This window comes from Legionella maioricensis (assembly GCF_023618015.1).
In the GTDB taxonomy this organism is placed as follows: Bacteria; Pseudomonadota; Gammaproteobacteria; order Legionellales; family Legionellaceae; genus Legionella; species Legionella maioricensis.
This window is the reverse complement of sequence record NZ_JAJKBJ010000004.1, coordinates 142,858-156,280: the sequence shown is the minus strand read 5'-3', so window position 1 is coordinate 156,280 and position 13,423 is coordinate 142,858. Positions and strand designations below refer to the sequence as shown.

The window sequence follows — 13,423 nt, the reverse complement described above, 5'->3', positions numbered from 1 at the left end:
ATGCGTGTTTTAGTTATTACCCATTCTTACAGCCCTGTAAATGATCCGCGGGCATTTAGATGGGGCGCAATTTGTGAGTATTGGGCTCAAAGTGGCATTATTGTCGATGTGGTGTGTTCCGCAGCCAATGCAACTTTACCTCAATTTGAGCAACTAAATAGGGTCAATGTTTATAGGGTGTCCGATCCTTCGCAACGCTTTCGTTCTAATGAAGGGGGCAGTAATGATGAAAAAAAATCAAACCCTCTTTCCTGGCGCATCAAAACAAAGCAACTCATTCATTCACTGGTGAAGAAAACTATTGTTATGGTGCGTTGGCCCGATCACGCTTGGTTATGGATACCTAAAGCATATAAACGTACAGCTCACTTACTTGAGACTCATCACTATGATGGGATTTTTTCTGTAGCGGTTCCCTTTAGTTCTCATATTGTAGCAATGCTGCTTGGGCGCAAACGAAAGGGGATTGAGTGGGTTTGTGATTATGGGGATCCCTTCTCTTTTTTGAAAGAGTTACCCATGAATAATACCAGGTTGTATAAAAGAATTAATAAATTTATTGAAAATAAATTAATCAATGCATCACAAAAGATTTCCGTAACCACCCCAGAGACCCTAAATGAATATGTGTCTTATTTAGGTGTTCCCAAGAAATGGTTGCATGTTATCCCTCCGGTAGTAGGAAACAACTATATTGATGAGAGTATATATACCAACAGCAATTCTTTGGGTAAAGAATCCATTAATTTAATATTTGCTGGTACCTTATATACCAAAATTCGTAATCCAAAATATTTATTGGAGTTAGTATCAAAGTTACGCGCCAAACTGGTGCCTCGTCAATTAAAGCTCCATTTTTATGGACGCATTGGTGATTGTCAGAGCGAATTTGATCCTTACATCGATGCAATTAATGATTGGATATTTCTTCATGGCATCGTGAACAAAGACGACATGCTCAATGTTTATAAAAACGCTGATATATTGGTCAATATCGGTAACACTACGGCTTATCAAGTCCCAAGCAAAGTGATTGAGTATATGTCTACCGGGCTGCCGATATTAAATATTGCATCTGTAGACAGAGATTCATCGGTTTCAATGCTGGAAGATTATCCCTGCGCTTTTTCCCTATTTCAAAATGCAGGAATATCAGATACTACTCTTGATGAGATTTGTACGTTTATAAATAACTCTAGCCAAGTAGCCAAGAGCACAGTAAACAAGATTATGGCACAATATCAGTTACCTGAGGTTGCCAATGCGTATATTGATTTATTTTCAAGAGGTTCATAAATGCCTTCTTTAGTCATTTTAGGTGCAGGAGGTTTTTTAGGTAAGGCCATTATTGAGCAAGGAGCGAGCCTATTTCCGATAAAAGCAGTAGTACGTAAAAAAAAATCGGATACCCAACATTCAGATAAAATAACCTGGTTTGAATTGGATCTTTTAATCCCCGGCGCATTGGACGAAGTTCTTGAAAAAGATGACATAATCGTTAATACGGCTTATATTCCTGGTGATAATGATTCTGATAACCTTCAGCTGATTAATAATGTTATTGATTCATGTATTCGGAACAAGATACAAAGATTAATCCATTGCTCTACCGCTAATGTGGTGGGAGCAGTTAAAAACTGTCGTATTGATGAGTCTGTTGTCTGCGAGCCACTGACCCAATACGAACAAGTCAAATTCGCCATAGAAGAGAGGGTATTAAAGAGTAGTTTAGATGGTCTTGATGTGATTGTTTTGCGACCTACGGCGATTGTTGGTCCTGAAGGAAAAAATTTATTAAAATTGGCTGATGCCTTAATGAAAGGCAGTCAGTTTGTTAACTATTTGCGGGCTTCACTTTTCAGAAATCGAAAAATGCATTTGGTTTCTGTTCATAACGTAGCTGCAGCGATACTTCATTTGTCACAAGCCTCTTTATCCAACAGAGGCATTTATTTTATTTCTTCGGACGACGATCCCCAAAATAACTTTATTAGCATTGAATCTATTTTACGGGAAACGCTGGGGCTTGGGAGAAGAAAAATACCATTATTGCCCATTCCGCTATCCGTTTTATCCATACTCTTAAAATTAAAGGGGCGATCAGGATTTAATTTGGGACGAACTTATGACTCTAAAAAACTTTTTTCTACGAATTTTACTCCAGTTGATTCATTGGATAATGCGGTGAATCAATTCGGTAAACGCTTTTTGGAAAAAAATGCAACAGGGAATTTAATCAGTGATAAATAACAAATTTCTTTTTAATTTTGCGGTTTCATATTCAGGCGGCGGCTTTAAGCGTCTTTATGCCTATGCAAAATGGTTTAATCAAAATGGTGGGGCTTGGTTCATAATACATCCCATGTGCAAGTCATTAATTACCGAATTTCCCAATAATCATTTTTTTGTAGTCAGTCAATCCAAGTTACAGCGATTGTTTCGTGATTGTGATTATTTGAAAGAATTGGAAGCCGAGATAGGAGTCCCTAATGTTTATTATTCTTATGGAATTCCCATTTACTATAAATTGGGGAGGTTAAACTGGTTTCATTTAAGTAATGTTTTGCCTCTTGGTTCTCAGGGCATCCCTTTACCTTTATTTGATAAGTTGAAACTGAGTTATCTGGGCCGAAGAATAGAAAATAATTTTAAAAATGCAGATATCGTTTCTGCAGAATCGTCTTATTCATTGAGCTTGATTAAATCAAAACATCCTTTGAGATTTTTTGTATCGGTGAATGGCAGTGATGACGAGATATTATTTTACAATGATGCAAAGCAGGAAAAGAAAGAAAAAATTGCAGTGGTTCTGGGCACTTATCGTTACAAAGCATTGGCGGATTCCTATGCAGTATTTGAAATGCTTCATGCTAAGGACAATCAACTGAAGTTGATGATTATTGGTGATGATAAAAAAGTCCCCAAAAGCCTGCGCATGAATCCTAATATTATTTTGAAGGGGAGTCTTCCAAGAGATAAGGTAGTTGATTATTTGCGTCAAGCCGAGTTTTATATTTCGACAACTTATATAGAAAACTCATATAATGCGGCATCAGAAGGAATATTTTTCGCAAAAGAATCCTATATTTCTGATATTGCTCCTCATAGAGAGCTGGTGGCTGGTTTGCATTTTGAAGAAGTATCAATCCCCAATCTGAATAGGCCATTGTTGCGTTTAAAAAGAGAAGAAATTTCTCCTGTGAATTTAAAAACCTGGGATAATGTGATTACCGAGATGGTTGAACATATGTCTAAAAATAATACCATGGTGTGTTGATATTTTAATTATTGAAGTACTATTCGACATCCCTTGACTTCGTGGCGCTGCCATTGACGTTAAGAAACGTGATCCTAAGCGAAGCGAAGGATCTCCAAAATGTGGCTCAATGTCTATTTCAGGAGATTCCCTCGCGGGATGACGGAGGGAGGCTTAGGTCAATACTCCTCAGCCGAACGGGGATTAAGATAGCCCATTTACTTAATGGTAAGTAAGTTTAAGTCGTTTATATTTAACTATCAGAGTTTAGAATTTATTAATGAAAATTCTCTTAATATCTCAATACTTTTGGCCTGAATCATTTATTATCAGTGATTTAGCTAAATGTATTGTTGCGCAGGGACATACCATTGAAGTCCTCACAGGGAAACCTAATTATCCAGATGGCGCCATTTATAATGGATATTCGGCCGCGGGATGCGCTATGGATTATTTTGATGACAAGATACCTGTCCATCGTGTACCTCTATTTCCTCGAGGAAAGGGTGGGGGTATGAGGTTAATGCTTAATTATTTTTCCTTTGTGTTCAGTGGCTTGTTTTATTTTCATCGCTTAATTAAAACAAAGCAATTTGATGTGATTTTTGTTTTTGCGCCCTCCCCAATAACCTCCGTAATCCCGGCCATTTATTTAAAAAAACGGCTGAAAATACCTCTGGCATTATGGGTTCAGGATCTTTGGCCCGAAAGCTTAAGTGCTACCGGATTCATACGAAATAACTTCATCCTTAAGTTAATTGGCAGATTAGTGCGTAGAATTTATACCGCCGTGGATCTGTTATTGGTACAATCACAAGCATTTCGCAAACCGGTTTCACAATACGCTGCTGATGAGAAAATAGTTTATTACCCCAACTCATATCTTGAAATTTCCCCTGAACGTCATGAACCTGAGTCCATTCCCAGTGAATTGCAATTGATGTTGGAAACCAATCGCTGTTTTGTTTTTGCCGGTAATCTTGGAACGGCACAGTCGGTGGAAACCTTGGTACAGGCAGCTGAACAGTTAAAGCATTTGCCAGATTGCAAGTTGGTTTTAGTCGGTAGTGGCAGTATGTTGGGATGGATTGAACAACAAAAAACGAACAAGGGCTTGGATAATTTGATTTTGGCGGGTCGTTTTCCTTCTTCATTAATGCCATTTATCTTTTCGCGCGCAACAGGATTACTTGTTACACTTAAAAAAAATGAAATTTTTACTTATACCATCCCAAGTAAAATACAAGCTTATTTGGCAGCAGGTCGACCCGTATTAGCTGCACTTGATGGGGAGGGGGGACGAGTAATCGAGGAATCAGGAGCTGGTTTTTCCTCTCCTGCAGAAGATGGAGTGGCTTTAGCTAAAAATATTGAGCGACTTTACTATATGTCAGACCTAAACCGAGATAAACTTGGCCAAAATGGAAGAGCCTATTTTCTTGAACATTTTGAAATGATTAGTCAGAGTCAACGCCTCATAGAAGTTTTTGAGGAACGAATTAGTAAAAGTGGAGAAATTAATTGAAGATTTTAGTGTTGGGAGCAACAGGCATGTTAGGAAGTGCCATATTGCATACACTTCAAAAAAATGAACGATATGAGGCGTGGGGTACTTTGCGAAGTGAAAATGGCCTTGCCTATTTTCCTGAACAGACTCATTCAAAGTTGATTTATAATGTGGATGTTCTTGATGAACACGCGCTTCATGATGTGTTTGAGCGAGTCAAACCCAATCTGGTAATTAATTGTGTGGGCTTGATAAAACAGCTTTCCAGCGCTAATGATCCGCTTATAGTTTTGCCTATCAATTCTATATTTCCCCATCGTTTAGCTAAGCTGTGTGGGCTTTTTGAAGCAAGATTAATCCATATAAGTACAGACTGTGTTTTCTCCGGGCGTAAGGGAATGTATAAAGAGTCCGATCTTTCTGATGCTGAAGACTTATATGGTAAATCCAAATTTATTGGTGAACTGTCAGACTTGCCGCACGTGATCACGTTAAGAACTTCAATTATTGGTCATGAATTAAATAGTCATTATGCTTTGATCGATTGGTTCCTTTCGCAAAAAGAACAAGTGAAGGGATACGTACATGCTATTTTTTCAGGGTTACCGACTGTTGAGTTGACACGGGTAATCATGGATTTTGTGATTCCCCGTCCTCATTTATTTGGCCTCTATCATGTAGCTGCCAAACCAATTAGTAAATACGACTTGTTAAATTTGGTTGCAGAAACCTATGGCAAAAAGATAAGCATTATCCCGGAGGAGCAGTTCTTCATTGATCGATCCTTAAATGCGGAGCGATTTAGAGAGGCAACCGGATATGTCGCCCCAGAATGGCCTTATCTTATTGAGATGTTATATCAGTCTAGAGGCGAGTTAAATGTTTAATGACAAAGTTTTAATGATTACTGGGGGAACAGGCTCATTTGGTCATGCGATTTTAAAACGCTTTTTGAATTCAAGCATTCGCGAAATACGAATTTTTAGCCGGGATGAAAAAAAGCAAGAGGACATGCGCAATGAGATAGATAATGAAAAAGTAAAGTACTACATTGGCGATGTACGTGATTATAACTCGCTTGCGGATGCAATGAATGGAGTAGATTATGTTTTTCATGCTGCTGCGTTGAAACAAGTTCCTTCATGCGAATTTTATCCTATGGAGGCTGTTCGTACCAACATCTTGGGAACGGAGAATGTGCTTCGCGCCGGTAGAGCTAATTCGGTTAAACGAATCGTCGTACTAAGTACGGATAAAGCGGTTTACCCCATCAACGCCATGGGGATTTCAAAGGCTATGGCTGAGAAAATTGTTGTGGCTAATTCACGGATGGTTTCTCCAAACGAACCCATAATATGCGCTACTCGTTACGGAAATGTGATGGCCTCAAGAGGTTCCGTAATTCCGCTTTTTGTCGATCAAATTAAAAAGAATCAAGAGATAACAATTACGGATCCTTCCATGACCCGTTTTCTGATGTCTTTGGATGATTCAGTAGATTTGGTGTTATATGCATTTCAACACGCCATACCGGGGGATATCTTTGTACAAAAATCTCCAGCATCTACTGTTGCAGATTTGGCACAGGCACTTGTTGAACTGTTTAAAGCAAAAAATACTCCGCGCATTATTGGCACTCGTCATGGTGAAAAACTATATGAGTCGCTTGTCTCTAGAGAAGAAATGGCAAAAGCAGTTGATCTGGGCAAGTATTATCGTATTCCTTCAGATAATCGAGATCTGAATTATAAAAAATATTATATAGAGGGAGAGGAGGTTATTTCTAATTTTGCTGATTACACCTCTCATAATACCCAACAATTAAAAGTGGCTGAAATCAAAGATTTGCTTCTTAGACTTGATTTTATTCAGGAGGCACTTGATGCTTAAAGTAATGACAATAGTAGGGACACGGCCAGAACTAATTAAGATGAGTCGTGTCATTGCTGAATTTGATAATCAGGTAAATCATATTCTGGTTCATTCTGGTCAAAATTATGATTATGAGTTAAATCAAGTTTTTTTTGATGATTTGGAAATAAGAAAACCGGATTATTTTCTTAATATTTCAAGAGATAACGTAGCAAAAGCTATTGGCGATGTAATTACCAGCGCTGATCTTTTATTTGAGGAAGTAAAACCTGACGCATTATTATTGTATGGTGATACTAACACCTGCTTGGCTATTATAGCCGCGAAGCGAAGAAAAATACCCGTTTTTCATATGGAAGCAGGTAATCGATGCTTTGATCAACGTGTACCAGAAGAATTGAACCGTAAAGTGGTGGATCACTTAAGTGATATTAATATGGTGCTCACCGAACATGCCAGACGTTACCTAATTGCCGAGGGAATTAAGCAAGAGACTATTATTAAAACGGGATCGCACATGCAAGAAGTTTTGGATTATTATATGCCAAAAATTCATGCCTCTACGGTTTTAGAACGATATAACTTTGAGCCAGGAAAGTATTTTGTTGTCAGTGCTCATCGTGAAGAAAATGTTGATTCTGCGAAAAATTTACATCATTTAGTAGCAAGTCTGGAAGCTTTAGCGGAAGAGTACGAATATCCTATTTTTTTCTCAACTCATCCACGAACAAGAAAAAACATAGAGAACTATATTGGGGGAAGAGTAAATCCCTTGATTCGATTTGAAAAACCTCTCGGTTTGTTTGATTATATTAAGCTGCAACTTTCGGCTTTCTGCATCTTATCGGATAGTGGAACCATTACAGAAGAAGCCTCATTACTGAATCTTCCTGCAATTACAATTAGAAATGCTCATGAGCGTCCTGAAGGTATGGATGAAGGAACGTTGATCATGAGTGGTTTACAGAAAGAGAGAATATTGGAATCGGTAAAAGTAGTTACTTCGCAACATAATAACGCTCAACGCGTTATACCCATAGTACCGGATTATCAAACGGGTCCTGTGGTATCAAAACAGGTGCTTCGCATCGTGCTCAGTTACGTTGATTATATTAATAGGAATGTATGGCATAAATAGTAACAGTAGGGGGACCTATGGCCGGGCCATAGGGTTTCTGAGCCCAAATCCCTACTATCATTTATTTATCCTTTGAGCTTACTTATTCTTTGGGCGAATTACGTCATCTCGAGCACAGCGAGAGATCTCATGATTAGGGACTAAGTGCCACATTTTGGAGATCTCTCGCTGTGCTCGAGATGACGGGATTTTTGATGAGTTCAACAGCCAGTCTGGGTGGGCTGCAGGACTGAAACCCGGGTTTTACTTCCTTCCACCCAGTCTACTCTATCTGAGTATGACTATTCCCGTCCTAAAATCCTGTTAATGATGCGCGTAGCCTGATTATCACAAAAAATAGCGTCATTTTCTGGCTCTTCGGCGCATCCTAAATTATGACAGTATTCTTGAGATGCCAGAGCTTTCATACACGTTTTTACACCTTCTTGGATCAATGAAATGGTCTGGGCTAATCTCTGATCGTGATCATGGTTAGTCATTCCTTTGTATTGAGCGACTAATTCGGCCAATCCTTTCAAGGTTTGTTGGCGTGCACTCAAATGTTGTTCGCGTAATTGACAAAGTGCCTTAGCGGAGTCATGCGCGTCAGTGTCACTGGTCACTTCATTAATATCCTCCATACACTGCTCCAGTTTAAGCCTGATGGTGTTGCTATCTGCAGGAATAATTGGATCATCAGGACCGGTATAAGAAGCGTTGTTTGCAAACGTTACCGTTGCTGCAAAGCAAAAAATAAATACAGACACTATTTGGATTTTCATAGTATTCCTTCCTGAATTCATTGTGATATAGGTAATTATATTATTTACATAATAGACGAAAAATATTCTATTTTGCGCTGACTAAATTAAGAGATTTAGGGGGATCTTGAAAGGTGCTTAAGTATTGAACAGTAGATGCGTTTTATGATATAAAGTCACCCATTATCAGGTTTCTTCCATCGATGAAGAGGTTTGATAAGGCAGCTTATCTTCTCCTGAAGGATCATTGGAGAACTGGACCTTTCCTAGTTTTAATCAATAAACGGGTTTGTTGCCGAGGTAGAGAGGGTGAATAGTCTAAGGACTGTCATTGAGCTTTAGTTCGGTAAAAGTAACCTGTGTTTATCCGTTTACTCCTTCTCATTGTATTACTTACAACCTCTTTTACTTACAGGTTTATTCTTAAACAGCAGGAGTAGTCGTGTTATGAAGAGAAAGTTTGATGACTTTGAATTGAGTCATAACGAGGAACAACGGAAAAAAGAGCAAAGAACAGAAGAAAATACTAAAGGACTTGAAGTTAATTTCAATGCAGTGTTGGAAAAGAATCCTCATGATGGTTTTGCTTTAGTTCAACGAGGCGATGATTACCTTCGTCAGGGGCAAAAAGAGTTGGCGCTACAAGACTTTAATGCGGCCTTGCGCATTGATCCTAATGATGGTTTTGCTTTAGCTCGTCGAGGCGATGTTTACCGTCTTCAGGGACAAAAAGAATTGGCGCTACAAGACTTTAATGCGGCCTTGCGCATTGATTCTAATAATGGCTTTGCTTTGGCTCGCCGAGGCGATGTTTACCGTCTTCAGGGGCAAAAAGAATTGGCACTACAAGACTTTAATGCGGCCTTGCGCATTGATTCTAATGATGGCTTTGCTTTAGCTCGCCGAGGCGATGTTTACCGTCTTCAGGGGCAAAAAGAATTGGCGCTACAAGACTTTAATGCGGCCTTGCACATTGATTCTAATGATGGTTTTGCTTTAGCTCGCCGAGGAGATGTTTACCGTCTTCAGGGGCAAAAAGAATTGGCGCTACAAGACTTTAATAGGGCCTTGCACATTGATTCTAATGATGACTTTGCTTTAGTTCGTCGTGGCATAATTTATAATCTGCAAGGGCAATTTGATTTAGCACTATCTGATTTAAATGCAGCGTTACAAATTAACCCTAATAATAATTTTGCCTTAGCCTATCGTGGAGCAGTTTATGCTCATCAGAAACAATTTGATTTAGCATTACAGAATTTAAATGCCTCCCTGCGAATTGCTTCCTCAAGTTTTGCTTTGGTTCGTCGAGCTGAAGTTTACCGTCTTCAAGGGCAATTAGAATTAGCGCTACAAGATTTCAATGCGGTGTTGCAAATTAATCCTAATGATGGTTTTGCTTTAGCTCGTCGAGGCGATGTGTACCGTCTTCAGGGGCAATTAGGATTGGCGCTACAAGACTTCAATGCGGCCTTGCACATTAGTCCTAATGATGGTTTTGCTTTAGCTCGTCGAGGCGATGTTTATCGTCTTCAGGGGCAATTAGGATTGGCGCTACAAGACTTCAATGCGGCCTTACACATTAATCCTAAAGACTCTTTTTCTTTAGCTCATCGAGGCGAAGTTTACCGTCTTCAGGGGCAATTAGGATTGGCGCTACAAGACTTCAATGCGGCCTTGCACATTAATCCTAAAGACTCTTTTGCTTTAGTTTATCGTGGCCTGGTTTATACTTTGCAAGGAGACTTAAGGTTGGCACTACAGGATTTCAACGCCGTATTACAAATTACTCCTAATAATAGTTTTGCTTTAGTTAATCGTGGTGTGGTTTATCAACTGCTGGGACAATCGGAAGAGGCCGTTGTGGATTTTAATGCGGTGTTGCAAATGAACCCTAATGAGGGTTTTGCTTTAACTCACCGCGGTGTGGCTTATCATCGGCTGGGACAACTGGACTTGGCTTTGGCGGACTTCGATGCGGCATTGAAAATTCGTCCTGATGATGTCTTTACATTAGCCAGTCGCGGTGAAATTTATATCAAACAGGAGCGATTAGAATTGGCTCTGGCAGATTTCAATGCGGCGTTGAAAATTGCCCCCAATGATACCTTTGCATTAGTCACCCGAGGTGGGGTTTATTTCAGGCAGGGACTACTAGACTTGGCGCTGACTGATTTCAATCTGACGTTGCAACGGAATCCTAATGATGTTTATGCTTTAACTTGTCGCGGTGAGATCTATCGTGTGCGTGACCAATATGAGTTGGCACTACAGGATTTTAATCGGATAGAAGCACTCCAACCAAACAATCGAGTGAATTTAGAATCTAAAAAACAGGTTTATCTTACTCAAGGAAATGATATAGAGGCTGTTAAGTGTGAATATACGCTAGTGGAAAAGATACCTTACTCTTATGGAAATGGTCCATTTCCTACCCTTAGTTCGCTTGCTAAAGTAAGCTTTTTCAAAACTGTTCTCAAAGCAGAGGAGCAAGATAAACATCTTAATAATAAAGAGCATCAAGTTGTATTGGCTGATAATAATATTAATAAGGATACATTAGAATCGATTAGGACGGTTTTGAATCCATAGCCTGAACTATTCTCGCGGTACTCCATTTACTTTATGCGAAATGCTTAAGGATAATAAAAGATGATCTTTATGATATAATATCACCCATTATCAGGTTTCTTCCATCGATGAAGAAGTTTGATAAGGCAGCTTATCTTCTCCTCAAAGGATCATTGGAGAACTGGACCTTTCCTAGTTTTAATCAATAAACGGGTTTGTTGCCGAGGTAGAGAAGAGATGAAGTCTAAGGACTGTCATTGAGCTTTAGTTCGGTAAAAGTAACCTGTGTTTATCCGTTTACTCCTTCTCATTTGTATTATTTACAACCTCTTTTACTTACAGGTTTATTCTTAAGCAGCAGGAGTAGTCATGTTATGAAGAGAAAGTTTGAGTCTGAATTGAGTCATAACGAGGAGCAACGGAAAAAAGAGCAAAGAACAGAAGAAAACACCAAAGGACCTGACGAAGGTAATCTCAATGATTATCTTGTATTAGCGCGGCGAGGACGGGCTTATCTTATAGAGAGCCAATTAGATTTGGCCTTGGCGGATTTCAATGCAGTGTTGAAAATGAATCCTAATGATGGCATAGCTTTAGTTCATCGAGGCATCACTTATACCCTACAGGGGCAATTTGATTTAGCACTATCTGATTTAAATGCAGCATTGCAGATTAATCTTAATGATGACGTTGCTTTGGCCTATCGTGGGGCAGTTTATGGCCAGCAGAAACAATTGGATTTAGCACTACAGAATTTCAATGCGGCCTTGCTAATTGCTCCCTCAAGTTTTGCTTTGGCTCGTAGAGCAGAAGTTTACCGTATTCAAGGGCAACTAGGGCTGGCTCTACAAGATTTCAATGCGGCGTTGCACATTGATTCTAATGATGGCTTTGCTTTAGCTCGTCGAGGTGAGGTTTACCGTCTCCAGGGGCGATTAGAATTGGCTCTACAAGACTTCAATGCGGCTTTGCACATTAATTCTAATGATGACTTTACTTTAACTCGCCGTGGCTTGGTTCATATCTTGCAGAGACATTTAAGGTTGGCACTACAGAATTTGAACGCCGCATTACAAATTAATCCTAATAATAGTTTTGCTTTAGTTCATCGTGGTGTGGCTTATCGAGTGCTGGGACAACTGGACGAAGCTCTTGTGGATTTCAATGCAGTGTTGCAAATGAACCCTAAAGATGGTTTTGCTTTAGCTCATCGTGGTGTGGTTTATCGTATGCTGAGACAATCGGACGAAGCTCTGGCTGACTTCAATGCGGTGTTGCAAATTAACCCTAAGGAAGGTTTTACTTTAGCTCAGCGCGGTGTGGCATATCATCAGCTGGGACAACTGGACTTGGCTCTGGCGGACTTCAATGCGGCATTGCAAATGCATCCTGATGATGTCTTTACATTAGCCAGACGTGGTGAGATTTATACCAAACAAGAACGATTTGACTTGGCTCTGACAGATTTCAATGCGGCGTTGAAAATTGCCCCCAATGATACCTTTGTATTAGCCGCCCGAGGTGGGGTTTATTTCAGGCAGGGACTACTGGACTTGGCTCTGACTGATTTCAATCTGACGCTGCAACGGAATCCTAATGATGTCTATGCTTTAGCTTGTCGCGGTGAGATCTATCGTGTGCGTGACCAATATGAGTTGGCACTACAGGATTTTAATCGGATAGAAGCACTCCAACCAAACAATCGAGTAAATTTAGAGTTTAAAAAACAGGTTTATCTTGAGCAAGGAAATGATATAGAGGCTGTTAAATGTGAATATACGCTAGTGGAAAAGATACCTTACTCTTATGGAAATGGTGCATTCCCTACCCTTAGTTCGCTTGCTAAAGTAAGCTTTTTCAAAACTGTTCTCAAAGCAGAAGAGCAGACTAAACATCTTAATAATAAAGAGCATCAAGTTGTATTGGCTGATAATAATATTAATGAGGACACGATAGAATCGATTAGGACGATTTTGAATCCATAGTCTGAACTATTCTCGCGGTACTCCATTTACTTTATGCGAAATGCTTAAGGATAAGAAAAGATGATCTTTATGATATAATATCACCCATTATCAGGTTTCTTCCATTAATAAAGAAGTTTGATAAGGCAGCTTATCTTCTCCTAAAGGATCATTGGAGAACTGGATATTTCCTAGTTTTAATCAATAAACGGGTTTGTTGCCGAGGTAGAGAAGGTGAATAGTCCAAGGACTGTCATTGAGCTTTAGTTCGGTAAAAAGTAACCTGTGTTTATCCGTTTACTCCTTCTCATTTGTATTATTTACAACCTCTTTTTACTTACAGGTTTATTCTTAAGCAGCAGGAGTAGTCATGTT

At 39.4% G+C, this 13,423-nt stretch carries 10 protein-coding genes; 9 read left to right on the top strand and 1 reads right to left on the bottom strand.

What is annotated here, in order from left to right:
• From LOX96_RS05560 to wecB, 7 genes are all read left to right on the top strand, one after another.
• Nucleotides 1–1,296 carry a glycosyltransferase gene (locus LOX96_RS05560; protein WP_250421055.1) on the top strand — a complete coding sequence of 432 codons (1,296 nt, stop codon included), beginning with the start codon at nt 1–3 and terminating at the stop codon, nt 1,294–1,296.
• Nucleotides 1,297–2,250 (top strand): NAD-dependent epimerase/dehydratase family protein, encoded by a 954-nt coding sequence (locus tag LOX96_RS05555; RefSeq protein ID WP_250421054.1) that lies wholly within the window; start codon nt 1,297–1,299, stop codon nt 2,248–2,250.
• Nucleotides 2,240–3,277: a glycosyltransferase family protein gene (locus LOX96_RS05550; protein WP_250421053.1), complete on the top strand. Its 1,038-nt coding sequence runs from the start codon at nt 2,240–2,242 to the stop codon at nt 3,275–3,277. The genes LOX96_RS05555 and LOX96_RS05550 overlap by 11 nt, the downstream gene beginning before the upstream one ends.
• 259 nt (nt 3,278–3,536) lie before the next feature.
• A complete protein-coding gene (locus LOX96_RS05545; protein WP_250421052.1) occupies nt 3,537–4,781 on the top strand; it encodes a glycosyltransferase family 4 protein in 1,245 nt (414 codons plus the stop codon).
• Complete coding sequence (locus LOX96_RS05540; RefSeq protein WP_250421051.1) at nt 4,778–5,650, top strand: dTDP-4-dehydrorhamnose reductase family protein; 873 nt, start codon at nt 4,778–4,780, stop codon at nt 5,648–5,650. Before LOX96_RS05545 ends, LOX96_RS05540 begins: the two co-directional genes overlap by 4 nt.
• On the top strand, nt 5,643–6,653 hold the full coding sequence (locus LOX96_RS05535) for a polysaccharide biosynthesis protein (RefSeq protein WP_250421050.1): 1,011 nt from the start codon (nt 5,643–5,645) through the stop codon (nt 6,651–6,653). The genes LOX96_RS05540 and LOX96_RS05535 overlap by 8 nt, the downstream gene beginning before the upstream one ends.
• Entirely contained in the window at nt 6,646–7,773 is a 1,128-nt protein-coding gene (gene wecB, locus LOX96_RS05530; protein ID WP_250421049.1) for a non-hydrolyzing UDP-N-acetylglucosamine 2-epimerase, read from the top strand. Before LOX96_RS05535 ends, wecB begins: the two co-directional genes overlap by 8 nt.
• 281 nt (nt 7,774–8,054) lie before the next feature.
• Here wecB and LOX96_RS05525 read toward each other — a convergent pair whose 3' ends face one another.
• Nucleotides 8,055–8,534, bottom strand: a complete 480-nt coding sequence (locus LOX96_RS05525) for a hypothetical protein (RefSeq protein WP_250421048.1) — start codon at nt 8,532–8,534, stop codon at nt 8,055–8,057.
• Nucleotides 8,535–8,960: 426 nt separating this feature from the next.
• Here LOX96_RS05525 and LOX96_RS05520 point away from each other — a divergent pair, with 426 nt between their 5' ends.
• Both LOX96_RS05520 and LOX96_RS05515 read left to right on the top strand, forming a co-directional pair.
• The gene (locus LOX96_RS05520) at nt 8,961–11,105 is read left to right on the top strand and encodes a tetratricopeptide repeat protein (RefSeq protein ID WP_250421047.1); all 2,145 of its coding nucleotides are present in this window, start codon (nt 8,961–8,963) and stop codon (nt 11,103–11,105) included.
• A gap of 353 nt (nt 11,106–11,458) precedes the next feature.
• Nucleotides 11,459–13,069 (top strand): tetratricopeptide repeat protein, encoded by a 1,611-nt coding sequence (locus LOX96_RS05515; RefSeq protein WP_250421046.1) that lies wholly within the window; start codon nt 11,459–11,461, stop codon nt 13,067–13,069.
• Nucleotides 13,070–13,423 lie beyond the last annotated feature (354 nt).

What these genes read in the sequence shown, in the direction of transcription:
- LOX96_RS05535 (WP_250421050.1), top strand. Translation starts at nt 5,643, where the DNA reads ATGTTTAATGACAAAGTTTTAATGATTACTGGGGGAACAGGCTCATTT.
- LOX96_RS05560 (WP_250421055.1), top strand. Translation starts at nt 1, where the DNA reads ATGCGTGTTTTAGTTATTACCCATTCTTACAGCCCTGTAAATGATCCG.
- LOX96_RS05525 (WP_250421048.1), bottom strand. Translation starts at nt 8,534, where the DNA reads ATGAAAATCCAAATAGTGTCTGTATTTATTTTTTGCTTTGCAGCAACG.
- LOX96_RS05555 (WP_250421054.1), top strand. Translation starts at nt 1,297, where the DNA reads ATGCCTTCTTTAGTCATTTTAGGTGCAGGAGGTTTTTTAGGTAAGGCC.
- wecB (WP_250421049.1), top strand. Translation starts at nt 6,646, where the DNA reads ATGCTTAAAGTAATGACAATAGTAGGGACACGGCCAGAACTAATTAAG.
- LOX96_RS05520 (WP_250421047.1), top strand. Translation starts at nt 8,961, where the DNA reads ATGAAGAGAAAGTTTGATGACTTTGAATTGAGTCATAACGAGGAACAA.
- LOX96_RS05545 (WP_250421052.1), top strand. Translation starts at nt 3,537, where the DNA reads ATGAAAATTCTCTTAATATCTCAATACTTTTGGCCTGAATCATTTATT.
- LOX96_RS05515 (WP_250421046.1), top strand. Translation starts at nt 11,459, where the DNA reads ATGAAGAGAAAGTTTGAGTCTGAATTGAGTCATAACGAGGAGCAACGG.